The sequence below is a fragment of the Pseudomonas sp. NY15356 genome (genome assembly GCF_048068175.1).
GTDB classification, from domain to species: domain Bacteria; phylum Pseudomonadota; class Gammaproteobacteria; order Pseudomonadales; family Pseudomonadaceae; genus Aquipseudomonas; species Aquipseudomonas putida_K.
The window spans coordinates 1-23,415 of the sequence record NZ_JBLUPW010000046.1 but is presented as its reverse complement, the minus strand read 5'-3'; the positions used below and the strand labels follow the sequence as shown (position 1 = coordinate 23,415).

21 protein-coding genes are annotated in these 23,415 nt (G+C 64.4%); 2 read left to right on the top strand and 19 right to left on the bottom strand.

Features of this window, described 5'->3' with window-relative positions; all coding sequences use genetic code 11:
* Positions 1–129: 129 nt before the first annotated feature.
* Genes ACNFCI_RS23180 through ACNFCI_RS23170 form a run of 3 tightly spaced genes read right to left on the bottom strand, consistent with a single transcriptional unit; the run spans position 130 to position 2,469 of the window.
* Positions 130–495, bottom strand: coding sequence for a DNA polymerase III subunit chi (locus ACNFCI_RS23180; RefSeq protein WP_416768321.1), 366 nt, complete (start codon positions 493–495; stop codon positions 130–132).
* A 5-nt stretch (positions 496–500) separates the two neighbouring features.
* Positions 501–929, bottom strand: a complete 429-nt coding sequence (locus ACNFCI_RS23175) for a DNA polymerase III subunit chi (RefSeq protein WP_416768319.1) — start codon at positions 927–929, stop codon at positions 501–503.
* A gap of 49 nt (positions 930–978) precedes the next feature.
* Positions 979–2,469 carry a leucyl aminopeptidase gene (locus ACNFCI_RS23170; RefSeq protein WP_084856631.1) on the bottom strand — a complete coding sequence of 497 codons (1,491 nt, stop codon included), beginning with the start codon at positions 2,467–2,469 and terminating at the stop codon, positions 979–981.
* Positions 2,470–2,758: 289 nt separating this feature from the next.
* Here ACNFCI_RS23170 and lptF point away from each other — a divergent pair, with 289 nt between their 5' ends.
* The gene (lptF, locus tag ACNFCI_RS23165; protein ID WP_084856635.1) at positions 2,759–3,874 is read left to right on the top strand and encodes an LPS export ABC transporter permease LptF; all 1,116 of its coding nucleotides are present in this window, start codon (positions 2,759–2,761) and stop codon (positions 3,872–3,874) included.
* The gene (gene lptG, locus ACNFCI_RS23160; protein ID WP_084856636.1) at positions 3,867–4,928 is read left to right on the top strand and encodes an LPS export ABC transporter permease LptG; all 1,062 of its coding nucleotides are present in this window, start codon (positions 3,867–3,869) and stop codon (positions 4,926–4,928) included. The genes lptF and lptG overlap by 8 nt, the downstream gene beginning before the upstream one ends.
* Before the next feature lie 70 nt (positions 4,929–4,998).
* On the opposite strand, the gene ACNFCI_RS23155 is transcribed toward lptG, so the two are convergent.
* From ACNFCI_RS23155 to arcD, 16 genes are all read right to left on the bottom strand, one after another.
* Positions 4,999–5,484, bottom strand: a complete 486-nt coding sequence (locus tag ACNFCI_RS23155) for an RDD family protein (protein WP_084856638.1) — start codon at positions 5,482–5,484, stop codon at positions 4,999–5,001.
* Between the two features lie 90 nt (positions 5,485–5,574).
* Positions 5,575–5,787, bottom strand: a complete 213-nt coding sequence (locus tag ACNFCI_RS23150) for a cold-shock protein (RefSeq protein ID WP_043210709.1) — start codon at positions 5,785–5,787, stop codon at positions 5,575–5,577.
* Between the two features lie 343 nt (positions 5,788–6,130).
* Positions 6,131–7,252 carry a glycine cleavage system aminomethyltransferase GcvT gene (gcvT, locus tag ACNFCI_RS23145; RefSeq protein WP_084856639.1) on the bottom strand — a complete coding sequence of 374 codons (1,122 nt, stop codon included), beginning with the start codon at positions 7,250–7,252 and terminating at the stop codon, positions 6,131–6,133.
* Between the two features lie 25 nt (positions 7,253–7,277).
* Positions 7,278–8,654 carry an L-serine ammonia-lyase gene (locus ACNFCI_RS23140; protein ID WP_084856641.1) on the bottom strand — a complete coding sequence of 459 codons (1,377 nt, stop codon included), beginning with the start codon at positions 8,652–8,654 and terminating at the stop codon, positions 7,278–7,280.
* 145 nt (positions 8,655–8,799) lie between these two features.
* Positions 8,800–11,655, bottom strand: coding sequence for an aminomethyl-transferring glycine dehydrogenase (gcvP, locus tag ACNFCI_RS23135; RefSeq protein ID WP_084856643.1), 2,856 nt, complete (start codon positions 11,653–11,655; stop codon positions 8,800–8,802).
* A 10-nt stretch (positions 11,656–11,665) separates the two neighbouring features.
* A complete protein-coding gene (gene gcvH, locus ACNFCI_RS23130) occupies positions 11,666–12,043 on the bottom strand; it encodes a glycine cleavage system protein GcvH (protein ID WP_084856645.1) in 378 nt (125 codons plus the stop codon).
* Positions 12,044–12,322: 279 nt separating this feature from the next.
* A complete protein-coding gene (locus tag ACNFCI_RS23125; protein WP_416768317.1) occupies positions 12,323–12,973 on the bottom strand; it encodes a c-type cytochrome in 651 nt (216 codons plus the stop codon).
* 9 nt (positions 12,974–12,982) lie between these two features.
* Positions 12,983–13,870 carry a copper resistance protein B gene (locus ACNFCI_RS23120; RefSeq protein WP_416768316.1) on the bottom strand — a complete coding sequence of 296 codons (888 nt, stop codon included), beginning with the start codon at positions 13,868–13,870 and terminating at the stop codon, positions 12,983–12,985.
* Entirely contained in the window at positions 13,860–14,144 is a 285-nt protein-coding gene (locus ACNFCI_RS23115) for a hypothetical protein (RefSeq protein ID WP_416768315.1), read from the bottom strand. The genes ACNFCI_RS23120 and ACNFCI_RS23115 overlap by 11 nt, the downstream gene beginning before the upstream one ends.
* An 11-nt stretch (positions 14,145–14,155) precedes the next feature.
* Positions 14,156–15,901: a copper resistance system multicopper oxidase gene (locus ACNFCI_RS23110; RefSeq protein WP_416768322.1), complete on the bottom strand. Its 1,746-nt coding sequence runs from the start codon at positions 15,899–15,901 to the stop codon at positions 14,156–14,158.
* Between the two features lie 243 nt (positions 15,902–16,144).
* A complete protein-coding gene (locus ACNFCI_RS23105; protein ID WP_324817143.1) occupies positions 16,145–17,653 on the bottom strand; it encodes a sigma-54-dependent transcriptional regulator in 1,509 nt (502 codons plus the stop codon).
* Between the two features lie 84 nt (positions 17,654–17,737).
* On the bottom strand, positions 17,738–18,106 hold the full coding sequence (locus ACNFCI_RS23100) for a DUF5064 family protein (RefSeq protein ID WP_084856654.1): 369 nt from the start codon (positions 18,104–18,106) through the stop codon (positions 17,738–17,740).
* A 54-nt stretch (positions 18,107–18,160) separates the two neighbouring features.
* Positions 18,161–19,090, bottom strand: a complete 930-nt coding sequence (gene arcC, locus ACNFCI_RS23095) for a carbamate kinase (RefSeq protein ID WP_084856656.1) — start codon at positions 19,088–19,090, stop codon at positions 18,161–18,163.
* A gap of 90 nt (positions 19,091–19,180) precedes the next feature.
* A complete protein-coding gene (locus tag ACNFCI_RS23090; protein ID WP_084856658.1) occupies positions 19,181–20,191 on the bottom strand; it encodes an ornithine carbamoyltransferase in 1,011 nt (336 codons plus the stop codon).
* 65 nt (positions 20,192–20,256) lie between these two features.
* On the bottom strand, positions 20,257–21,510 hold the full coding sequence (gene arcA, locus ACNFCI_RS23085; RefSeq protein WP_084856659.1) for an arginine deiminase: 1,254 nt from the start codon (positions 21,508–21,510) through the stop codon (positions 20,257–20,259).
* 32 nt (positions 21,511–21,542) lie between these two features.
* Positions 21,543–22,970 (bottom strand): arginine-ornithine antiporter, encoded by a 1,428-nt coding sequence (gene arcD, locus ACNFCI_RS23080; protein WP_084856661.1) that lies wholly within the window; start codon positions 22,968–22,970, stop codon positions 21,543–21,545.
* Between the last annotated feature and the right edge of the window lie 445 nt (positions 22,971–23,415).

The window sequence follows — 23,415 nt, the reverse complement described above, 5'->3', positions numbered from 1 at the left end:
GGTTTGGCGGCGCGGGGGGGGGGGGGGTTTTGGCGCCCCGGCCGCCCCACCCGCCCGCGCCCCCGGGCCCGGGGGCGTGGGTGGGGGGCGCTGGCCCCCGCGAAAGGGCCGCCAGGCGGCCCCGGGATCTTACTCCGAGCGTTTGATCAGCCGTTCCATGCGTGCATCCAGGCGGCGCTTGATCTCGTTCTCGATGTGCGGGGTGAAGTCGTTGATCACGTCTTGCATGATCTGCTGGGCGGCAGCGCGCAGGTCGGCTTCCAAGTGCAGCAGGGTGTCCTGGCGGCGTGTCTGCGGGTCGTCCTCTTGCGCCGCCGGGGCGGGTTGGATGGGCGGCGCCGGGTTGCCGGCGGGTTCGTCGAGCAGCAGGGGAATCTGCTCGACCGTTTCGGTCAGCAGCGGCGGCTGCAGGTCGGCGTCGCCCAGCAACTGGCGGATCGACTCGAGATCGTCGAGCAGGTGCGCGGAATCAGGTAGGGGGGAATGCTTGTCCATCGTCGTCAAAGTCGCTGTAAGCGGTGGTCTTGCAGAGCATAGCCCCGTTCACGGTAGAAACGGAATCGCTCCCGGGCAGCCAGGCGGATGGCCGGTGCCTCGACGACGATTTCGGCCACCCGTTCGAACTGGCCGACGAACCCGGGCACGTCGGCCCCCAGGTTGATCAGCAGGTCACGGTGGGGGCCGGCATCGTCGCCCAGCCCCAGGGCCACCACGGCGTCGGCATGGGCCTCGGCCAGGTCGTGGGGCACGAAGGCTTCGCCCTTGAAGCGCCACAGGCGCTCGTCCAGCGCGGCGCGCTGCTCGGCGTCCTGGCAGTGCAGGTAGACCCGGTGGCCGAGGCGCCAGGCCTTCTCGCACAGCTTGCAGGCGAAATCCAGGCGCGCCGTCAGGTCGTCGGTGGGCAGGATGTAGAAGTCGACTTTGCTCATGGTCAGGTCTGCCAACCGGTGGCGCACGAGCACCACCGGCCTGGTGGCATCAGGCGTTGGCGCGGTCGAGCAGGTATTGGGTCAGCAGCGGGACCGGGCGGCCCGAGGCGCCCTTTTCCTTGCCGCCGCTGATCCATGCGGTGCCGGCAACGTCCAAGTGTGCCCAGTCATAGGCCTTGGCGAAGCGCGACAGGAAGCAGCCGGCGGTGATGGTGCCGGCCTTTGGCCCGCCGATGTTGGCGATGTCGGCGAACGGGCTGTCCAGCTGCTCCTGGTATTCGTCGAACAGCGGCAGCTGCCAGGCGCGGTCGTCGGCGCGCTTGCCGGCGTCGAGCAGCTGGCCGACCAGGTCGTCGTTGTTGCCCATCAGGCCCGAGGTGTGGCTGCCCAGGGCGACAATGCAGGCGCCGGTCAGGGTGGCGATGTCGACCACTGCCTGGGGCTTGAAGCGCTCGGCGTAGGTCAGGGTGTCGCACAGCACCAGGCGGCCTTCGGCGTCGGTGTTGAGGATTTCCACGGTCTGGCCGCTCATGGTGGTGACGATGTCACCCGGGCGGGTGGCACCGCCGCTTGGCATGTTCTCGGCACAGGCCAGCAGGCACACCAGGTTGATCGGCAGCTGCAGCTGCAGGACCGCGCGCAGGGTACCGAACACGCTGGCGGCGCCGCACATGTCGTACTTCATTTCATCCATGCCGGCACCGGGCTTGAGGCTGATGCCGCCGGTGTCGAAGGTGATGCCCTTGCCGACCAGCACGAAGGGCTTATCGCTCTTCTTGCCGCCCTGGTAGTTGAGCACGATCAGGCGTGGCGGCTGGTCGCTGCCCTGACCCACGGCATAGAAGGCACCCATGCCCAGGTCCTTGATCTTCTTTTCGTCCAGGACCTCGACCTTGAGGTTCTTGTGCGCCTTGCCCAGTTCCTTGGCCTGCTCGGCCAGGAAGCTTGGGTGGCACAGGTTCGGCGGCAGGTTGCCCAGGTCGCGGGTGAAGGCCATACCTGCGGCGATGGCGCTGGCGTGTTTCACGGCGCGTTCGACCTCGCCCTGGCCGGCCTTGTCGGTCAGCAGGGTGATCTTCTTCAGCGCGCGAGGGTCGGGCTTCTGGCTCTTGAAGCGGTCGAACACGTATTCGCCGTCGAGCAGGGTCTCGGCCAGCAGGCGGTACTTGCCATAGTGGGCATCACGGCCGGTGACGCCGACGTCGTCCAGGGCCAGCACCGCGTCGCTGCCGTTCAGGCCCTTGAGCACGCCGGCGACGCTGGCGACCAGCTTGCGCCAGGCGCGATCGCCCAGGGCCTCCTTGCCGCTGCCGACCAACAGCACACGCTCGGCCTTGAGGCCTGGCAGGCTGTGCAGCAGCAGGGTCTGGCCGGGCTTGCCGGCGAGGTCACCACGCTTGAGCACGGTGCTGATGGCACCGTTGCTGGCCTGGTCGACGGCCTTGGCGATATCGCCGAGCTTGCGCCCTTCACCGACAGCCAATACCAAGGTGGCGGTTTTCAAGGAGGCGGCGGCTACACTTTTTACAACCAGTTCCATGTCAGGGTCCCCGAATGATCAGTCAGTTGGCGCGGTCTCGTGCACACGCTCGAAACGGGCCTGGCCGCGTGCTCGCGTGCCAGTGGAAAAGCTGCCAGTTTGAGCCTGCGGCAACCTCGATGACAACCCCGATATGCGCCGTCATGCGCGGCCAAGTGACAGGCACTGCCAATCACAGGATAATGCGCGCACTTTACATGGAGGTTCGCCTTCGGCGAACCGGCATAGGTCTTGGCTGTCCGAAGCCCTTGAACGGCTTTGCGCCCCTGACAACCCAGGAGTGTCTGGTTTGATCGTCTTCCGTTATCTGTCCCGCGAGGTCCTGGTGACCTTGAGCGCCGTCAGCGCCGTGCTGCTGGTGATCATCATGAGCGGGCGCTTCATCAAGTACCTGGCCCAGGCCGCCCAGGGCGTGCTCGACCCGAGTGTGCTGTTCCTGATCATGGGCTTCCGCCTGCCGGGCTTCCTGCAGCTGATCCTGCCGCTGGGCCTGTTCCTCGGCATTCTCCTGGCCTACGGCCGGCTCTACCTGGAAAGCGAGATGACCGTGCTCTCGGCCACGGGCATGAGCCAGCAACGCCTGCTGCTGCTGACCCTGGCCCCGGCCGGGCTGGTCGCCCTGCTGGTGGCCTGGCTGAGCCTGAGCCTGGCGCCCCAAGGCGTGGCCCAGGTGCAGCAGATCATCAACCAGCAGGACGCCCTGACCGAGTTCGATACCCTGGTGCCCGGGCGCTTCCAGACCCTTCGCGACGGCTCGCGGGTGACCTACACCGAGGAGCTGACCGACGATCGCATCAACCTGAGCGGTGTGTTCATCTCCGAGAAGCGCTTCAACCAGGACAAGACCAAGGACCGCGCGCCGTCGGTGCTGGTCGCCGAAAAAGGCCACCAGGAAGTGCAGGCCGACGGCAATCGCTACCTGATCCTGGAAAACGGCTACCGCTACGACGGCAACCCGGGCCAGGCCGATTACCGCGCGATCAAGTACGACACCTATGGCGTGCTGTTGCCCAAGCCTGAAGTCAGCGAGGAGGTGACCGACCGCGAGGCCATCCCCACCTCCCAACTGTTCGGCAAGAAGGCGCTGCGCGAGCAGGCCGAGCTGCAGTGGCGCCTGTCGCTGCCGCTGCTGGTCTTCGTGGTGACCCTGCTGGCCGTGCCGCTGTCGCGCGTCAACCCGCGCCAAGGTCGTTTCCTCAAGCTGCTGCCGGCGATTCTTTTGTACATGGCCTACCTGACGATGTTGATTTCCGTACGCGGCGCCCTGGAAAAGGGCAAGATCCCGATCGCCCTGGGCATGTGGTGGGTACATGGGCTGTTCCTGCTGATAGGCCTGGGCCTGATGTACTGGGAGCCGCTGCGCCTGAAGCTCGCCGCCCGTCGTTCGGAGGTGGCCCATGGCTAAGCTGGATCGCTACATCGGCCAGAGCGTGCTGCTGGCCATCCTGGCGGTACTGGGGATCATCCTCGGCCTGGCCTCGCTGTTCGCCTTCATCGACGAGATGGGCGACCTGAGCAACACCTATACGGTGATGGACGCCGGCCGCTTCGTGCTGCTGACCGCGCCACGCCGGTTGTACGAGATGCTGCCGATGGCCGCGCTGATCGGCTGCCTGATCGGCCTGGGCAGCCTGGCCAGCAGCAGCGAGCTGACCATCATGCGCGCTGCTGGCGTGTCCATCGGGCGCATCGTCTGGGCGGTGATGAAGCCGATGCTGGTGCTCATGCTGGTCGGCCTGCTGATCGGTGAATACGTGGCCCCGGTCACCGAGAACAAGGCCCAGGCTGACCGGTCCCTGGCCCAGGGCGGTGGCGATGCGCAGAGCTCCAAGCGCGGCATGTGGCACCGCCAGGGCGAGGAGTTCGTGCACATCAACTCGGTGCAGCCCAATGGCCTGCTGCTGGGCGTGACCCGCTACCGCTTCGACGCCGAGCGTCACATCGTGACCTCGAGCTTCGCGCGCCGGGCGCAGTACAACCAGGACCACTGGATCCTCAGCGACGTCGCCACCACCCACTTCCGTGGCGACCACACCGAGGTAGTGAAGACGCCCCAGGAGCGCTGGGACGTCTCGGTGACGCCGCAATTGCTCAACACTGTGATCCTGGCGCCCGAGTCGCTGTCGATCACCGGCCTGTGGGACTACATCCACTACCTGTCCGAGCAAGGCCTGAACAACGCACGTTACTGGCTGGCGTTCTGGACCAAGGTGTTGCAGCCGGTGGTCACTGCGGCCCTGGTGCTGATGGCGATTTCCTTCATCTTCGGCCCACTGCGTTCGGTGACCCTCGGCCAGCGGGTGTTCACCGGTGTGCTGGTGGGCTTCGTGTTCCGTATCGGCCAGGACCTTTTGGGGCCATCGAGCCAGGTGTTCGGCTTCCCGCCGCTGCTGGCGGTGGTGATACCCGCCGGGATCTGCGCCCTGGCGGGCGTATGGTTGCTGCGCCGGGCAGGGTAGTGCCTGATTTGAAACAAGAAGCCGACCTCAGGGTCGGCTTTTTTGTGTCGCACCTACAGGTGGGTAGGCTTCACTTGCGCTTGGGTACCCGCACCAGCTGGGTTTCAGAATAGATGTCATGCCAGCCGCGCTTGCGCTTGTCGACCAGTGCCCAGAGAAACCCCAGGCCCAGGCACAGCCACGACGCAATGGCCACCACGAAGCGCAACAACGCCTGCCACAGGCTGATGGCGCTGCCGTCGGCGTTCTGCACCCGTACGCCCCACACCTGCATGCCCAGGGTCTGGCCGCCGTGGGTCCAGAACTTGGCGAAGAAGCCGAACAGGGCGAACAGCAGGATCGTCGACAGCAGCGGGTCGCCATCCAGGGCACCGGCATCGGTCAGCTCGCGCATGCGCGCCTCGCCGATGATCGCCATCTGCACCAGCTTGTAGAGGCCGGCGGTGACGATCAGCAGCGCGGTGCACAAGAGAAAGTCATAGAACATCGCGGCCAGGCGTCGGCCCAGGCCGACCGGAGGGAAGTCACCCTGGGGGGTGAGCAAAGGCTTGGACATGCAGGGCGGCTCCAGATGGCGAAGCCGGTATTCTACGGATAAAAAAAAGCCCCTGCACTTGGCAGGGGCTTTTTGAAGTCTGGATCTCGCTTAGGCGATGACCTGAACCTTGTCGGCTTGCATGCCTTTCTGGCCTTGAACGGCCTCGAAGGAGACTTTCTGGCCTTCTTTCAGGCTCTTGAAGCCGTTACCTTCGATGGCACGGAAGTGCACGAACAGATCCGGACCGCTTTCTGGGGTGATGAAGCCGTAACCTTTCTCGTCATTGAACCACTTGACGGTACCGTTCTGACGCTCAGCCATTGTCTTGTTTCCTATGAAGCTTAAATTTTGATGACAGTTTCTTTCGTATCAACGGATAGGAAAGAGTACCGGGCTGGGTTGCAGGAAAGTAAGAGACGTCGAACGGGTTGTAGCAGATTCAGCTACTGGCCCAGGTCACGAACTGTTGCGACCCATGCAAACACAGTGCAGTGACTCTACGCTAACTCCGTCGACAAAAACAAGCCCTGCGGACCACCGGATTCCGGGCTTTTGCCGATAACCGACAAAATTGTCGGAAACGGCGTGGCGCCTGGGCTGGCGCTATGTTCAAAAGTTATTGGGCAGGTTCGAAAACGAATATGACGAACCCGCCCACAGTCAATCAACCACGATAGTAACGTTGCGCAACGAAAGGCATTTTGCTGACCTTCAAGGCCACCTGCTTGCCACGCACTACAGCAAACAATGCGGTATCGAGCGCGGCATGTTCGCTCTCGACATATCCCATGGCGACCGGTGCGCCGAGGGTCGGACCGAAACCACCGCTGCAGACTTCACCGACCGTGCGCCCGTCCGCGTCGACGATCTGTGCGCCTTCGCGAACCGGAGTGCGTTCCAGTGGCAGCAGGCCAACGCGCTTGCGAGCAACACTTTGCCGTTGCTGCTCGAAGATGGCATGGGCGCCAGGGAAACCACCGGCACGTTCGCCGTCGGCGCGGCGTACTTTGGAGATAGCCCACAGCAGGCTGGCTTCCACCGGCGTGGTGCTGGTGTTCATGTCGTGGCCATACAGGCACAGGCCGGCCTCCAGGCGCAGCGAGTCGCGTGCGCCCAGGCCGATCGGCTGTACCTCGGGCTCAGCCAGCAGTCGACGGGCCAAGGCTTCGGCATTGGCTACCGGGACCGAGATCTCGTAACCGTCTTCACCGGTGTAGCCCGAGCGGCTGACATAGCAGTCGGCGCCGAGCAGGGTGACAGGGCGGAACTGCATGAACGTCATGCTGGCGACTTCCGGCGCCAGGCGCTCGAGCACCTTGACCGCCGCCGGGCCTTGCAGGGCGAGCAGGGCGCGCGCCTCGAACAGCGGCTCGATCTCGCAGCGGGAGCCGATGTGCTTTTGCAGGTGGGCCAGGTCCTGGTCCTTGCAGGCGGCGTTGACCACCAGGAACAGTTCGTCGTCGCCCAGGTTGGCGACCATCAGGTCGTCAAGGATGCCGCCTTGCTCGTTGGTGAACATGGCGTAGCGCTGCATGCCCACCGGCAGGTCAATGATGTCCACCGGCACCAGGGTTTCCAGGGCCTTGGCGGCATCGCTGCCGCGCAGGCGGATCTGGCCCATGTGCGAGACGTCGAACAGGCCCGCCTGCTCGCGGGTGTGCAGGTGCTCCTTGAGTACGCCCAGCGGATACTGCACCGGCATGTCATAGCCGGCGAACGGCACCATGCGGGCGCCCAGTTCCAGGTGCAGGGCGTGCAGCGGGGTCTTTTGCAGTGTTTCGGACATCGATGGTTCCTCGTTGTTATTCGGGTCAACACTCGATGATGTTGACGGCCAGACCGCCGCGGGCAGTCTCCTTGTATTTGCTTTTCATGTCTGCGCCGGTCTGGCGCATGGTGCGGATGACCTTGTCGAGCGAGACATAGTGTTGCCCGTCGCCACGCAGGGCCATGCGCACCGCGTTGATCGCCTTGACCGAGCCCATGGCGTTGCGCTCGATGCAAGGCACCTGGACCAACCCGCCGATGGGGTCGCAGGTCAGGCCCAGGTTGTGTTCCATGCCGATCTCGGCGGCGTTCTCCACTTGTTGCGGGCTGCCGCCCATGACTTCGCACAACGCGCCGGCCGCCATGGAGCAGGCCACGCCCACCTCGCCCTGGCAGCCGACTTCAGCACCGGAGATCGAAGCGTTTTCCTTGTACAGGATGCCGATGGCAGCCGCCGTGAGCAGAAAGCGCACCACCCCGTCCTCGCTGGCGCCAGGGACAAAGCGCATGTAGTAGTGCAGTACCGCCGGGACGATGCCTGCCGCGCCGTTGGTCGGTGCGGTGACCACCCGCCCGCCGTAGGCGTTTTCCTCGTTCACCGCCAGGGCGTAGAGGTTGACCCAGTCGAGCACCGACAATGCATCGCGCAGGCTGGCTTCAGGGTGACGACTGAGCTGGCGATACAGCGCCGGCGCCCGCCGCTTGACCTTGAGCCCGCCGGGCAGGATGCCTTCGTGGCGGCAACCGGCTTCGACGCAGTCCTGCATGACCTGCCAGATGCGCAGCAGCCCCGAGCGGGTCTCGGCTTCGGGCCGCCAGGCCGCTTCGTTGGCCAGCATCACCTGGCTGATCGACAGGTGCTGCTCGCTGCAGTGGGCGAGCAGTTCCTTGGCGGTGCGAAACGGGTAGGCCAGCACGGTGCTGTCCTCGACGATCCGGTCGTGACCGGCAGCGTCCTCGTCGACCACGAAACCCCCCCCCACCGAGTAGTACTCCCGGCTGCGGATTTGCAGGCCGGCTTCGTCGAAGGCGCGAAAGATCATGCCGTTGGGGTGGTAGGCCAGGGGCTTGCGGATCATCGCCAGGTGCTGTTTCTCGACGAAGGCGATTTCATGTTCGCCCAAAAGGCGCAGGCGGCCGCTGTCGCGGATCGCTTGCAGGCGGGCGGGGATGGCCTCGGTGTCGACGGTATCCGGGTGCTCGCCTTCAAGGCCCAGCAGCACGGCCTTGTCGCTGCCATGGCCCTTGCCGGTGGCGCCGAGCGAGCCATACAGCTCGGCCTTGACGCTTACGGTGCGGGTGAGCAGACCATCGCGGCGAAGCCCTTCGGCAAAGCGTGCGGCCGCCCGCATGGGGCCGACCGTGTGCGAGCTGGAGGGGCCGATGCCGATCTTGAACAGGTCGAAGACGCTCAGTGACATGCTGCTACCTCCTGCGTGGGTTGCGCGGCCTTGTGGGAGCGGGCTTGCCCCGCGATGGCGCCGGAACAGCCAACCATGTCACGGCGGCTGACGCTATCGCGGGGCAAGCCCGCTCCCACAGGTCAGGTGGCGGGCACGAAAGCCATCAGGCGTCCTGGTAGCTCTCGATCGACGGGCAGGCACAGACCAGGTTGCGGTCGCCGTACACGTTGTCGACCCGGCCCACCGGCGGCCAGTACTTGGCCTCCACCAGGCTCGGCAGCGGGTACACCGCCTGCTCGCGGCTATAGCCGTGGGCCCATTCACCGACCAGCTCCGCCGCGGTGTGCGGGGCGTTCTTCAGCGGGTTGTCGTCCTTGTCCAGGGTGCCGTTCTCGACTGCGCGGATTTCCTCGCGGATCCGGATCATCGCGTCGCAGAAACGGTCCAGTTCTTCCTTGGACTCGCTCTCGGTCGGTTCGATCATCAAGGTGCCGGCCACCGGGAAGGACATGGTCGGGGCGTGGAAGCCGAAGTCGATCAGGCGCTTGGCCACGTCGTCGACGCTGATGCCGCTGCTGTCCTTGAGCGGGCGCAGGTCGAGGATGCACTCGTGGGCCACCAGGCCATTGCCGCCGGTATACAGGACAGGATAGTGCTCTTCCAGGCGGCGGGCGATGTAATTGGCGTTGAGGATGGCCATCTGCGAAGCGCGCTTGAGGCCCACGCCGCCCATCATGCGGATGTACATCCAGGTGATCGGCAGGATGCTGGCGCTGCCGAATGGCGCGGCGCAGACCGCGCCCTGGGTGTTCTCCAGGGCCGCATGGCCCGGCAGGAACGGCGCCAGGTGCGACTTGACGCCGATCGGGCCGACGCCTGGGCCACCGCCGCCGTGGGGGATGCAGAAGGTCTTGTGCAGGTTCAGGTGCGAAACATCGCCGCCGAACTTGCCCGGGGCACACAGGCCGACCATGGCGTTCATGTTGGCGCCGTCGATGTACACCTGGCCGCCATTGTCGTGGATGATCGCGCAGATCTCGCCGATCGCCTCCTCGAACACACCGTGGGTCGACGGGTAGGTGATCATGATCGCGGCCAGGCGATCACGATGCTCGACGGCCTTGGCGCGCAGGTCTTCGACATCGACGTTGCCACGTGCGTCGCAGGCGGTGACCACCACACGCATGCCAGCCATGTGTGCAGTGGCAGGGTTGGTGCCGTGGGCCGAGGACGGGATCAGGCAGATGTCGCGGTGGCCTTCGCCGCGGCTGCGGTGGTAGGCGCGGATGGCCAGCAGGCCTGCGTACTCGCCCTGGGAGCCGGCGTTGGGCTGCAGCGACACGGCGTCGTAGCCGGTGGCGGCGCAGAGCATGGCTTCCAGTTCGCGGGTCATCTGCAGGTAGCCCTGGCTCTGCTCGGCCGGGGCGAAGGGGTGCAGGTTGCCGAACTCGGCCCAGGTCACCGGGATCATCTCGCTGGCGGCGTTGAGCTTCATGGTGCACGAACCCAGCGGGATCATGCTGCGGTCCAGGGCCAGGTCCTTGTCGGCCAGGCGACGCAGGTAGCGCATCAGCTCGGTTTCGCTGTGGTAGCGGTTGAACACCGGGTGTTCGAGGATCGCCGACTGGCGCAGCAGGGTAGCCGGCAGGCGCGAGTCGCTGCTGGCGGCCAGGCTGGCGAAGGCCGGCAGGGCCTTGCCTTCGGCGAACAGCTGCCACAGGGCCTCGACATCGGCCTGGGTGCAGGTTTCGTCCAGGGACAGGCCCAAGTGGGTGGCGTCGACCTGGCGCAGGTTCATGCCCTGGGCCCGGGCCTGCTCGTGCAGGCGGGCGGTGGCGTCACCAGTGGCCAGGGTCAGGGTGTCGAAGTACGCGCGGGTAACGACCTTGACGCCCAACTGCTCCAGGCCGGTGGCGAGGATGGCGGTCAGGGCGTGGGTGCGTTCGGCGATGCGCTTGAGGCCGGCCGGGCCGTGGTACACGGCGAACATGCTGGCGATGTTGGCCAGCAACACCTGCGCGGTGCAGATATTGCTGGTGGCCTTCTCGCGGCGGATGTGCTGCTCGCGGGTCTGCATGGCCAGGCGCAGGGCAGTCTTGCCGAAGCGATCGATGGACACGCCGACCAGACGGCCGGGCATGTCGCGCTTGAACGCATCGCGGGTGGCGAAATAGGCCGCGTGCGGGCCGCCGAAGCCCAGCGGTACACCGAAGCGCTGGGCGCTGCCGATGGCCACGTCGGCGCCGAATTCGCCCGGCGGGGTGAGCAGGGTCAGGGCCAGCAGGTCGGCGGCCACCGCCACCAGGGCGTTGCTGGCGTGGAAGCGCTGTACCAGCTCGCTGTAGTCGAATACGTCGCCGTTGCTGGCCGGGTATTGCAGCAGGGCGCCGAAGAAGTTGCCGACACCGCCCAGCTCACGCTCGTCGCCCACTACCACTTCGATGCCCAGGGGTTCGGCACGGGTGCGCAGCACGTCGAGGGTCTGCGGGTGGCAATGGATGGAGGCGAAGAACGCGTGGCCGGCCTTGTTCTTCGACAGGCGCTTGCAGAAGGTCATGGCCTCGGCGGCGGCGGTGGCTTCGTCGAGCAGCGAGGCGTTGGCGATCGGCAGACCGGTCAGGTCGCTGATCAGGGTCTGGAAGTTGAGCAGCGCTTCCAGGCGGCCTTGGGAGATTTCCGGCTGATAGGGCGTGTACGCGGTGTACCAGGCCGGGTTTTCCAGCAGGTTGCGCAGGATCGGAGCTGGCGTGTGGGTGTTGTAGTAGCCCTGGCCGATGTAGTTCTTGAACAGCTGGTTCTTGCTGGCGATGGCCTTGAGGTCGGCGAGGGCATCGGCCTCGCTCTGGCCGTCGGCGTTGCCGAGCACGCTGGTGCCCTTGATGGTGTCGGGGATGACTGCGGCGGTCATGGCATCGAGCGACTCGAAGCCCAGGGTGGCGAGCATGGCCTGCTCATCCGCGCTACGTGGGCCGATGTGGCGGGCGATGAATTCGTTGGCAGTGCCGAGGTTGAGGGTCATTGGCGGTTCCTCAGGCGTTTTCGTTGATCAGGCGGTCGTAGGCGGCCTGGTCGAGCAACTTGCCGACAGCGTTGGCATCGGCGGGGACGAAGCGGAAGAACCAGCCTTCGCCCAGTGGGTCTTCGTTGACCAATTCAGGGCTGTCGTTGAGGTTTTCATTGACCGCGATCACTTCACCGGTCAGGGGCATGTACACGCCGCTGGCGGCTTTCACCGACTCCACGGTGGAGGCTTCAGCGCCTTTTTCGTACTGCTGCAGTTCTGGCAGTTGCACGTAGACCACATCGCCGAGGGCGTTCTGGGCATAGGCGGTGATGCCCACGGTGACACTGCCGTCAGCCTCGACGCGCAGCCATTCGTGATCTTCGGTGAAACGCAACTCGCTCATGGGGAATCCTCGAAGCAGGGGAGGTAGGCGCGGTGGTTCCGCGCTCTTGGTCGCGATTCCCTTAGCAATAATGCGGCCAATCAGCGCGAGGCCCCGGAAATCAAGGCGGGCAGCGATTTACGCGGCGGTTTGCCCTAGCGGTTTGTAATGAAATCGCTACAGATCGGTGGCGATTGAAAAGCCATGGTGGATCAAACCCTTGCGTATCGGTGGCCGAAAGACGTTGGAGTGATTTCGCTACACTGTAGCGAAATCGATACGAAAGACCCTGTCCGGCCTTCAATGGTGGACGTGTTTCTTGCCGTCCGCATGGTGGTGGGTGTTGGGGGCGGTCGCTTCCTGCACCGGGGTGGTGCCATGATGGGCGCCGTGGCCTCCGGGCGCATCGTGCATCCGGGTTTCGCCGCCGCCATGCTGGTGCCCCGAGCTGCTGGCGACCAACGCTTGGTATTGCTCGGCGTCCAAAGAGGGCAATTGCTGGAGGAACGCGACGAGGCCCCAGATGTACGGGTCTGCCATGCTCTTGCCCCAGGCCGGCATGCCCGTTGCCTTGATGCCGTGCTTGATGGTCCAGAACGCCAGGGCAGGGCTTGCATCCAGCCCTGGCTTGGCCAGGTTCGGCGGAGCGGGGTACAGGCCTTGGCTCAGTTCGGTCTTTTCCACCCCTGGCGCCAGGTGGCAGCCGACGCACATGGCGTTGTAGTTGCCGGCGCCTGCACGGATCAAGGCTCGATCCTTGAGGTCGGGGACCTCGAGATTGCGCGCACGTACCTCGATGGAGCGGTCGCGGGCCATGGCCAGGAAGGCATGGACCGGGGCGAAATGCGGGTCGTCGGCCCCCACGTTGACCAGGCCGAAATAGGCCACCCCCAGGATGGCCACGCCACCTGCGGCACTTGCAAGGCTCAGCGTCTTTATTGTTCTTTTCATGTCAGGGTCTCAGAACCACATACGGATACCGGCCACGAAGCGGGCTTCTTGCACATCCTCGCCCTCGTCGCGCAGTATGTCGGCGGTATTGCCGTATGCGCGGCTCCACGTGACGCCGATGTAGGGCGCGAACTCGCGCCGTATTTCATAACGCAGGCGCAGGCCGACTTCGGTGTTGGCCAGGCCGGAGCCTACGCCTCGTGCTTCATCGTTCTTGCCATAGACGTTCACTTCTGCCGTCGGTTGGAGGATCAGCCGATTGGTGAGCAGGATGTCGTAGTCACCTTCCAGGCGCAGTGCGCTCTGGCCGTTTTCGCCAATGAACGCCGTCGCTTCGGCCTCGAAGGCATAGAGCGCCATGCCTTGCAGCCCGAACGCGGCCCAGGTTTGCGGGGTGCCAGGCTTGAAGTCCTGGCGAATACCGGTGACCACGTCCCACCAGGGCCCGATGGCATGGCCCCAGAGCGCCTGGACCTCGGCTTCCTCGGTCACGCCATTGGTACGTTCGCCTTCGGAGCGCAGCCAGAGGCGATCGACATCACCGCCAATCCAGCCCGACGCATCCCAGCTCACGGTGCTGCCGTCATCGGCGTCCTGATATTCCAGTTGGTCGAGCAGGAAGAAGGTGTTGATCGCGCTGTCGTGAACGCCATGCCCTGGGAGCGGGGGAAAGGCCGCCTTGCGGTCGGCGTCCGTCAGCACCGGGATGGGGGTGCGGCTTTCGGTCGTTGGCAAAGTGCCTGGCGCGGCATGGTTCATCTGACTGTGATCCATGCCCTGCATCTGGCCATGGTCCATCTGGCTGTGGTCCATGCCTTCGGCTGCGCTTGCCGGGCCCAGGGCCACGAGCGAGACAAGCGCTGCCAGTGCCGATGACGCCATGGTTCTACTGATCATTGTCCTTGCCCGCTTGTGCCTTGTCCGTTTTCGGCTCAGGCTTCATCGAGCCGTGATCCATCATTTTTCCATGGTCCATAGGCATCTTGCCGTGGTCCATGGGCATCTTGCTGTGGTCCATCTGCCCATGGTCCATTTTCTCCATCATGCCCGCCGAGCCTTTCTGGTGTGCGTCATGCTCATCAGCGGCCAGGGCCGTAGGCGTCGACAACACGGCCAGGCCGAAGGCCAGCAGGCTGCCGAACAGGGTTTTGCGCAGGTTGGATTCGTTCATCGCGGCTCTCCTCATTCGTCCACACGGACTTCACGGAACATGCCCATTTCCATGTGGAACAGCAGATGGCAGTGGTAGGCCCAGCGGCCCAGCGCGTCGGCAGTGACGCGATAGCTGCGCCTGGAGCCCGGGGGCATGTCGATGGTGTGCTTGCGCACCATGAAGTTGCCGTGCTCATCCTCGAGGTCGCTCCACATGCCATGGAGGTGGATGGGGTGGGTCATCATGGTGTCGTTGACCAGGGTGATGCGCAGGCGTTCGCCGTACTTCAGGCGCAACGGCTCGGCGTCGGAAAACTTGATGCCATCGAACGACCAGGAGAACTTCTCCATGTGGCCGGTCAGGTGCAGCTCGACCGTGCGGCCGGGCTCGCGGCCGTCCGGGTCGATGAAGGTGCTGCGCAGGTCGGCGTAGGTCAGGACCTTGCGGCCGTTGTCGCGCAGGCCGATGCCCGGGTCGTCCAGCTTGGGCGTAGGGGTCATGGTCTGCATGTCGACCAGCGGGCTGTTGTTTTCCGAGGCCGGGTGCTGCTGCATCTGGCCACCGGCGGCGCCATGGTTCATGCCCGCCATCTGGCTGTGGTCCATGCCGGCCATGTCGCCTTGCATGTCATGATCCATGCCGCCCATGGCGCTGTGATCCATGCCCATGTCGGCCATGCTGATCAGGGGGCGTGGGTCGAGCGCCGGTATCGCCGCGCTCAGGCCATGCTGCACGGCCAGGGTGCCGCGGGCATAACCGGTGCGGTCCATGGACTGGGCGAAGATCGTGTAGGCCTGCTCAGCGGTAGGCTCCACGAGCACATCGTAGGTTTCCGCGACGGCGATGCGAAACTCGTCGATGCTCACCGGCTCGACGGGCTGCCCGTCGGCGGCGACCACGGTCATCTTCAGGCCTGGAATGCGGACATCGAAGTAGCTCATGGCAGAGCCGTTGATAAAGCGCAGGCGGATCTTCTCGCCCGGCTTGAAGATGGCTGTCCAGTTACTGTCCGGTGCCTGGCCGTTCATCAGGTAGGTATAGGTATACCCACTGACGTCGGCGAGGTCCGTGGGGCTCATCTTCATCTCGGCCCACATCTTGCGGTCGGCCAGGGTGGCCGACCAGCCTTTCTCGCCCACGTCGTTGATGAAGTCGCCCACGGTGCGCTTGTGGAAGTTGTAGTAGTCGGACTGTTTCTTCAGCTTGGCCATGACCCGGGCCGGGTTCTCGTCGGTCCAGTCGCTGAGCATCACCACGTAGTCGCGGTCGTACTGGAAGGGCTCGGGTTCCTTCGGGTCGATCACCAGGGGGCCGTATACCCCCACCTGTTCCTGAAGCCCGGAATGGCTGTGGTACCAGTAGGTGCCGCTCTGCCTGACCTGGAACCGGTACTCATACATGCCGTCCGGCGCGATGCCGTGGAAGCTCAGGCCCGGCACGCCGTCCATGTTGGCCGGCAGGATGATGCCGTGCCAATGGATCGAGGTGTCTTCCTGCAGGCGGTTGCGCACGCGCAGGGTGATCGTGTCGCCCTCACGCCAGCGCAGGAGCGGACCGGGCAGGGTGCCGTTGATGGTCATGGCCGTGCACGGGGCGCCGGTGATGTTCACCGGCGTCTGGCCAATGAACAGGTCGAATTCGGTACCGCTCAGCACCGTGGGCTGCCCAGGGCTGGTGAGTGCCCATACCGGGCTGCGCCACAGGCCCAGGCCGCCCAGGATGCCACCTGCGGCCAGGCCCTTGACGAAGGTTCGCCTCGAGGTTTTGCAATGCATGCCGTGTATGTCCCATGAGTCAATGGAGCCTGCGCGATCCATCGGCGCGGTCAGGCTGTCGGGCTGGGCTTTGCGCCACAGCTCGCTCATGGTCCTAGCCTAGGCAGCGACGGCTGTCAGCTGCCTGAGGCAATGGTTACATTTTTGTCAGCTTGGCGGCACGCGCGGCGATCAGGGGCGGCGAAGACAGGCAGGGCAAGGTACAGCTAGGCCGCATCGTAGTTAAACTTCACTCGTCACTATTCAATTCTTGCTCGGAATACCGTATTTGCGCAGCCGTTGGGCAATGGCGGTGTGCGAGGTCTGCAGGCGCCCGGCCAATTGCCGGGTCGAGGGGTAGCTCAGGTACAAGCGCTGCAGCAGATCGCGTTCGAATGCCTGCACCGCTTGCTCCAGGCTCGCCACTTCGCCGTCCTGGCCACGCGCCACGGACGTGCCGGCGATATCCAGGTCGCCGATGTCCACCAGGCTGCCTTCGCAGATGGCCGCGGCGCGGAAGATCACGTTCTGCAGCTGACGCACATTGCCCGGCCAGGGGTTGGCGAGCAGCGCCGAATGGGTGGCCGGGGCCAGGCGGCAGGGTGTGCGCTGGATCTGCGTGCAGGCCTGCTGCATGAAGAAATGCGCCAGCAGGAGGATGTCCTGGCCCCGCTCGCGCAGGGGAGGAACTTGCAGGTTGAGCACGTTGAGGCGGTAGAACAGGTCTTCGCGGAAGGTACCTTCGGCGACCATGCGCTCCAGGTCGCGGTGGGTGGCGCTGATGATGCGTACATCGACCTTGACCTCACGGTCGCCGCCGACCCGGCGGAAGCTGCCGTCGCTGAGAAAACGCAGCAGCTTGGCCTGCAGGTAGGGCGACATCTCGCCAATCTCGTCGAGGAACACCGTGCCCTGGTTGGCCAGCTCCATCAGCCCTGGCTTGCCGCCGCGCTGCGCGCCGGTGAAGGCGCCTGGGGCATAGCCGAACAGTTCGCTCTCGGCCAGGCTCTCGGGCAGGGCCGCGCAGTTCAGGGCGAGGAACGGGGCGGCATGGCGGCTGCTGATGGCATGGCAGGCACGGGCCACCAGCTCCTTGCCGGTGCCGGTCTCGCCATGCACCAGCAGCGGCGCGTCCAGGGCTGCTACCCGCAGGGCGCGGGCCTTGAGGGTGCGGATCGCCGGCGAGTCGCCAAGCAGGGCGTCGAAGCCTTCGGCGTGGTCGTGACGCAGCGCCGAGAGGCGTTCGCCCATGCGCGTCGGCGGGTAGAGCGTCAGCAGGCCGCCGGCGTTGGTGATCGGGGTGGCATCGAGCAGCAGGCTCTGGCCGTTGAGCTGCATCTCGCGCATCGGCAGGTGGAAGTTGTTTTCCAGCAGGGCTTCGAGCAGCCCGGGGTCGTTGAACAGGTCGCCCACCGAGCGGCCGGCGGACTCGCGCCCGCACAGGGCGATCAGTGCGGGATTGGCCAGCAGCACCAGGCCTGCGCTGTCCACTGCTAGCACAGGGTCGCTCATCGCGGCCAGCAGCGCGTCGAGCTGCAGGTGGCGGCGCTGGCCGGGAAGGATGTCGACCACTTCGACCGATTGCACGCCCTGGACTTCGAACAGCGCGTCGTGAAGCTCCTCCAGCACGGCGGGGCTCAGCGTCGGCGCGTCGATGTAGACGTTGGGCGGAACCATCTCCACGGCGTCCAGGTTGAGGTTGCGGGCACCGAGCAGGGCCAGGACTTCCTGGGTGATGCCGACGCGGTCGATGAAGCTGACGTGGATGCGCATGGGGTTGATGAGGCTGTAGCCGGGGGAGGGCGGTAGTATGCCTCAACATTGTCGGGGCCGCTGCGCGGCCCCAGGTTTCTCACATCACTCCAGATGCTCAGGCTTGATCGGGTCGCCCGACTTCACGTCCAGCTTCTGGCGAATGTCCTCGAACATATAGTCGTAGAGCTTGTGCGGCGAGCCGAGGTTCTCGAACTTCTTCGGCGGCGGTAGGTGCGACTGGGCCTTGCGGCTGAGCTGCATGAGAAAACTCGGCAGGACCTGGTCCTTGGCCAGGAAGAACTTCTCGTCGACCGCCTTGCCCTCGATGCTGCCATGCATGTGGAACTGGATGCCTCTGCCTTCCTTGGGGTCCTGCGCCGCTTCGTATTCGATGTTCAGGTCGTAGCTGTGGTCATTCGGGTTGAGCGCGGTGCGCTCGATATGTACGTGCCCGGGCTTGTACTGGGCCATGGCGGAGTCCTCCGGAAGGTTGAAAACGGCGGGCGATGCGCCCGCCAATTGCATTCAACGGTAGCTGATACCCGGCTTTTCGGTGCTCACGCGGGTGCCGGCGGTGCCTTTGACGATGTCCTCGATGTTTTCCAGCGAGCTGATTACCGCCACCTTGCCGGTGTGGCGCGCGAAGTCGCAGGCGGCCTGCACCTTCGGCCCCATGGAACCGGCTGCGAAGCCGAGCTTTTCCAGCGCGTCGGGGTGGGCCTGGGCAATGGCCTTCTGTGTGGGCTTGCCCCAGTCGATATAGGCCGCGTCGACGTCGGTGGCGATGATCAGCAGGTCCGCCTCCAGCTGTTCGGCCAGCAGGGCCGAGCATAGGTCCTTGTCGATCACCGCCTCGATGCCCTTGAGCTTGCGGTTTTCATCGTACATCGTGGGAATGCCGCCGCCGCCGGCACAGATCACGATGCTGCTCTTTTCCAGCAGCCATTTGATCGGGCGGATTTCGAAGATGCGCTTGGGCTTGGGGCTTGCGACCACACGGCGATACTTGTCGCCATCGGCCTTGACCACCCAGCCTTTTTCCTTGGCCAGGCGCTCGGCCTCCTCTTTGCTGTAGACCGGGCCGATGAACTTGGTCGGGTCCTTGAAAGCCGGGTCGTTGGCGTCGACTTCGACCTGGGTCAACAGCGTGGCGAAGGGCACTTCGAAGTCGAGCAGGTTGCCCAGCTCCTGTTCGATCATGTAGCCGATCATGCCTTCGGTCTCGGCGCCGAGCACATCCAGCGGGTAGGCCTCGTCGGGTTTATAGGCCAGGCCCTGGAGTGACAGCAGGCCGACCTGTGGGCCGTTGCCGTGGGCGATGACCAGTTCGTTGCCTGGGTGGATCTTGGCGATCTGCTCGGTGGCGGTACGGATATTGGCGCGCTGGTTGTCGGCGGTCATGGGCTCGCCGCGACGCAGCAGGGCGTTGCCGCCCAATGCAACAACGATACGCATGGTGAATGTCCTTTTGCGAAGAGGGAGAAGGCGCCGCCCTCTTTGTGGGAGCGGGGCAAGCCCGCTCCTACAAAGAGGGGCGGGTAGCCGTCAGAGGTCAGCCAGGGTTGACACCAGGATCGCCTTGATGGTGTGCATGCGGTTCTCCGCCTGCTCGAAGGCGATGCATGCCGGCGACTCGAACACGTCATCGGTGACTTCGATGCCGTTGGCCAGGTGCGGGTACTGTTCGGCGATCTGCTTGCCGACCTTGGTCTCGGAGTTATGGAACGCCGGCAGGCAGTGCATGAACTTGGTGCGCGGGTTGCCGGTGGCCTTCATCAGTTCTTTATTCACCTGGTAGGGCAGCAGCAGTTTGATGCGCTCGCCCCAGGCCTCGACCGGCTCGCCCATCGAGACCCACACGTCGGTATGGACGAAGTCCACGCCCGCGACCGCGGCTTTCGGGTCTTCGGTGAGGGTGATGCGTGCGCCGCTTTCCTCGGCGTATTGCTTGCAGCGTTGTACCAGGTCGTCATGGGGCCACAGCTCCCGGGGTGCGGCAATGCGCACATCCATGCCGAGCTTGGCGCCGATCAGCAACAGGGAGTTGCCCATGTTGTTGCGGGCATCGCCCAGGTAGGCGTAGCTGATGTCGTGCAGCGGCTTGTCGCTGTGCTCGCGCATGGTCAACACGTCGGCGATCATCTGGGTCGGGTGGTACTCGTCGGTCAGGCCGTTGAACACCGGAACGCCGGCGAACTTGGCCAATTCCTCGACGATCTCTTGCTTGAAACCACGGTATTCGATGGCATCGTACATGCGCCCGAGCACCCGGGCGGTGTCCTTCATGCTTTCCTTGTGGCCGATCTGCGAGGAGTTGGGGTCGATGTAGGTGACGTTGGCGCCCTGGTCATAGGCGGCAACTTCGAAGGCGCAACGGGTGCGGGTCGAGGTCTTCTCGAAGATCAGGGCGATGTTGTTGCCCTTGAGGTGCTGCTGCTCGGTGCCGGTGTACTTGGCGCGCTTGAGATCGCGGGACAGGTCCAGCAGGTACTTCAGCTCGCGGGTGGTGTGGTGTTCGAGGCTGAGCAGGTTGCGGTTGTGGATATTGAACGCCATGACGGTTCTCCTTGGATTCGGGGTCGGCCCGGCTGCCACCTTGTGGGGGCAGCCGGGGGGATGGCTTAGTAGTCGATAGGGTCGCGCACGATCGGGCAGGTCATGCAGTGGCCGCCGCCACGGCCCCGGCCCAGTTCGCCGGCACTGATGGTGATGACCTCTATCCCGGCCTTGCGCAGCAAGGTATTGGTGTAGGTGTTGCGGTCGTAGCCGATGACCACACCTGGCTCCAGCGCCACCACGTTGTTGCCGTCATCCCACTGCTCGCGCTCGGCGGCGAAGCTGTTGCCGCCGGTCTCGACCACACGCAGCTTGACGCCCAGCTGCTCGCCGACCACCTCGATGAACGACTTGTTCTCGCGGCGTACGTCCATGCCGTAGGGCTTGCTTTCGTCCGGGCGGATGATGAACGGCACGATCTCGCGCACCACTTCCGGGAAAACCGTGACCAGGTCGCGGTCGCAGAAGCTGAACACGGTGTCCAGGTGCATGGCCGCACGGGACTTCGGCAGCCCGGCGACGATCACTTGCTCCACTGCGCCCTTGGCGAAGAGGTTCTGTGCCAGTTGGCCGATGGCCTGGCGCGAGGTGCGCTCACCCATGCCGATCAGCACGATGCCCTTGCCGATCGGCATGACGTCGCCGCCTTCGAGGGTGGCCTGGCCGTGCTCTTGGTCCGGGTCGCCGTACCAGACCTGGAAGTCGGCCTTGGTAAACTCGGGGTGGAACTTGTAGATGGCGGTGGTCAGCAGGGTTTCCTGGCGTCGCGCCGGCCAGTACATCGGGTTGAGGGTCACGCCGCCGTAGATCCAGCAGGTGGTGTCGCGGGTGAACTGGGTGTTGGGCAGCGGCGGCAGGATGAAGCTGGAGTGGCCCAGGTAGTCGTTGTACATCTTGACCACGCTGGCACCTTCGCTTTCCGGCAGGTCCTGGCCGGCCACGCCGCCGATCAGAAACTCGGCCAGGTGGCGTGGCTCCTGGCCCTCCAGCCAGCTGCGCACTTCGTTGGTCAGGCCCACCCCGACGGTGTCAGGGGTGATCTTGCGGTCGAGGATCCACTTCAGGGCCTCGGGGTTCTGCACGATGTCGGTGAGCAGGTTATGCATTTCCAGCACATCCACGCCGCGCTCGCGCATCTTGGTGACGAAGTCGAAGTGGTCGCGCTTGGCCTGGTCGACCCAGATCACATCGTCGAACAGCAGCTCGTCGCAGTTGCTCGGGGTCAGGCGCTTGTGCGCCAGTCCCGGAGCGCAGACCATTACCTTGCGCAGCTTGCCTGCTTCGGAGTGGACACCGTACTTCTGTTTTTCCGTGGACATGGTTCATTCCTCCAAGAATGCGAAGACGTGATTCAAAGGGTCAGGAAACCGTCGTACAGGCCGTAGGCCGCCACCAGGGCGCCAACCACGACGGCTGCGAAGATCAGTTTTTCCACGCTGGTGAAGATGGGTTGGCCCACCTCGCGCTTAGCCTTGGCGAACAGGATCGCGCCGGGGGCATAGAGCAGGGCCGAGAGCAGCAGGTACTTCACGCCGCCGGCATACAGCAGCCAGATGGCGTACAGCAGGGCGATGCCACCGATGACCAGGTCCTTCTGGCGTTCGGCCAGTGCCTGCTCGTAGGTCTCGCTGCGCACTGCCAGCAGTACCGCGTAGGCCGCCGACCACAGGTAGGGCACCAGGATCATCGAGGTGGCGAGGTAGATCAGCGACAGGTAGGTGCTGTTGGAGAACAAAGTGATGACCAGGAAGATCTGCACCATGGCGTTGGTCAGCCACAGGGCGTTGGCCGGCACATGGTTGGCGTTCTCGCGGCGCAGGAACTCCGGCATGGTGTGGTCCTTGGCCGCGGCGAACATGATCTCGGCGCACAGCAGTACCCACGACAGCAGGGCACCGAGCAACGAGATGATCAGGCCGACGCTGATCAGCACCGCACCCCAGTGACCGACCACATGCTCGAGTACGGCGGCCATCGACGGGTTCTGCAGCTTGGCCAGCTCCGGTTGGGTCATCACGCCCAGCGACAACACGTTGACCAGTACCAGGAACAGCAGCACGGTGATGAAGCCGATGACCGTGGCCTTGCCCACGTCGGCGCGTTTTTCCGCCCGCGAGGAGAAGATGCTCGCGCCCTCGATGCCGATGAACACCCACACCGTGACCAGCATCATGTTGCGCACCTGGTCCATCACACTGCCAAGGTCGGGAGAGCCTTGGCCCCAGATGTCGGCGGTGAAGATGTCGAGCTTGAAGGCGAACAGGCAGATCAGGGCGAACAGCGCCAGCGGCACGACCTTGGCCACCGTGGTGACCAGGTTGATGAACGCCGCTTCCTTGATGCCGCGCAGCACCAGGAAATGCACTGCCCACAGCAGGATGGAGGCGCCGATCACGGCGGCCGGGGTATTGCCTTCGCCGAAGATCGGGAAGAAATAGCCCAGCGTGCTGAACAACAGCACGAAGTAGCCGACGTTGCCCAGCCAGGCGCTGATCCAGTAGCCCCAGGCCGAGGAGAAGCCCATGTAATCGCCGAAACCGGCTTTGGCATAGGCATATACCCCACCGTCGAGGTCGGGCTTGCGGTTGGCCAGGGTCTGGAACACGAATGCCAGGGTCAACATACCCACGGCGGTGATGGCCCAGCCGATCAGCACGGCGCCGACGCCGGCGCTGGCCGCCATGTTTTGCGGTAATGAAAAGATGCCGCCGCCAATCATCGAGCCGACGACAAGTGCAACGAGTGCACCCAGTTTGAGTTTTCCGGGAGAATCAGACATTTAACAACTCCATGCCAGGAGAACGTTGACCTCAGCGTAAATCCGACGTCTTCGCCATTCGCTGACCTGGGTCAGTTTATGGCGATGTGAAGTAGGAAAATTCCTTCTCACAACCTCCTGGAGCGTGCCGACTACCCGGCTGCAGACCTCGCGCACTGGCACCTCCATGTCCATCTAGAGTAAACACTCTGTGTAGCCTGCGACCTTTGACGCTAGTCGCTTTTAGCCGAGAAGCAAGTTCCGCTAAACATTCGGTATTAAAAGTTTCAGGTAATGATTTGGCGCATGGAAAACGCGGGATTAATACCAAGTGCATAGACGCCCTTGTTATGAAGGGCGGCGGCAAAAACTGAGTGCAACACCTGACCTTTCCGGTACGGTGCTGCCCCTATGTCTTATACCGAACTCAGCGTTGAAGAGCGCGCCACCATACAAATCGGTCGTA

Coding starts and splice junctions, on each gene's coding strand:
- ACNFCI_RS23180 (WP_416768321.1), bottom strand. CDS start 495: ATGGACAAGCATTCCCCCCTACCTGATTCCGCGCACCTGCTCGACGAT.
- ACNFCI_RS23175 (WP_416768319.1), bottom strand. CDS start 929: ATGAGCAAAGTCGACTTCTACATCCTGCCCACCGACGACCTGACGGCG.
- ACNFCI_RS23170 (WP_084856631.1), bottom strand. CDS start 2,469: ATGGAACTGGTTGTAAAAAGTGTAGCCGCCGCCTCCTTGAAAACCGCC.
- lptG (WP_084856636.1), top strand. CDS start 3,867: ATGGCTAAGCTGGATCGCTACATCGGCCAGAGCGTGCTGCTGGCCATC.
- ACNFCI_RS23155 (WP_084856638.1), bottom strand. CDS start 5,484: ATGTCCAAGCCTTTGCTCACCCCCCAGGGTGACTTCCCTCCGGTCGGC.
- ACNFCI_RS23150 (WP_043210709.1), bottom strand. CDS start 5,787: ATGGCTGAGCGTCAGAACGGTACCGTCAAGTGGTTCAATGACGAGAAA.
- gcvT (WP_084856639.1), bottom strand. CDS start 7,252: ATGTCCGAAACACTGCAAAAGACCCCGCTGCACGCCCTGCACCTGGAA.
- ACNFCI_RS23140 (WP_084856641.1), bottom strand. CDS start 8,654: ATGTCACTGAGCGTCTTCGACCTGTTCAAGATCGGCATCGGCCCCTCC.
- gcvP (WP_084856643.1), bottom strand. CDS start 11,655: ATGACCCTCAACCTCGGCACTGCCAACGAATTCATCGCCCGCCACATC.
- gcvH (WP_084856645.1), bottom strand. CDS start 12,043: ATGAGCGAGTTGCGTTTCACCGAAGATCACGAATGGCTGCGCGTCGAG.
- ACNFCI_RS23125 (WP_416768317.1), bottom strand. CDS start 12,973: ATGAAAAGAACAATAAAGACGCTGAGCCTTGCAAGTGCCGCAGGTGGC.
- ACNFCI_RS23120 (WP_416768316.1), bottom strand. CDS start 13,870: ATGATCAGTAGAACCATGGCGTCATCGGCACTGGCAGCGCTTGTCTCG.
- ACNFCI_RS23115 (WP_416768315.1), bottom strand. CDS start 14,144: ATGAACGAATCCAACCTGCGCAAAACCCTGTTCGGCAGCCTGCTGGCC.
- ACNFCI_RS23110 (WP_416768322.1), bottom strand. CDS start 15,901: ATGCATTGCAAAACCTCGAGGCGAACCTTCGTCAAGGGCCTGGCCGCA.
- ACNFCI_RS23105 (WP_324817143.1), bottom strand. CDS start 17,653: ATGCGCATCCACGTCAGCTTCATCGACCGCGTCGGCATCACCCAGGAA.
- ACNFCI_RS23100 (WP_084856654.1), bottom strand. CDS start 18,106: ATGGCCCAGTACAAGCCCGGGCACGTACATATCGAGCGCACCGCGCTC.
- arcC (WP_084856656.1), bottom strand. CDS start 19,090: ATGCGTATCGTTGTTGCATTGGGCGGCAACGCCCTGCTGCGTCGCGGC.
- ACNFCI_RS23090 (WP_084856658.1), bottom strand. CDS start 20,191: ATGGCGTTCAATATCCACAACCGCAACCTGCTCAGCCTCGAACACCAC.
- arcA (WP_084856659.1), bottom strand. CDS start 21,510: ATGTCCACGGAAAAACAGAAGTACGGTGTCCACTCCGAAGCAGGCAAG.
- arcD (WP_084856661.1), bottom strand. CDS start 22,970: ATGTCTGATTCTCCCGGAAAACTCAAACTGGGTGCACTCGTTGCACTT.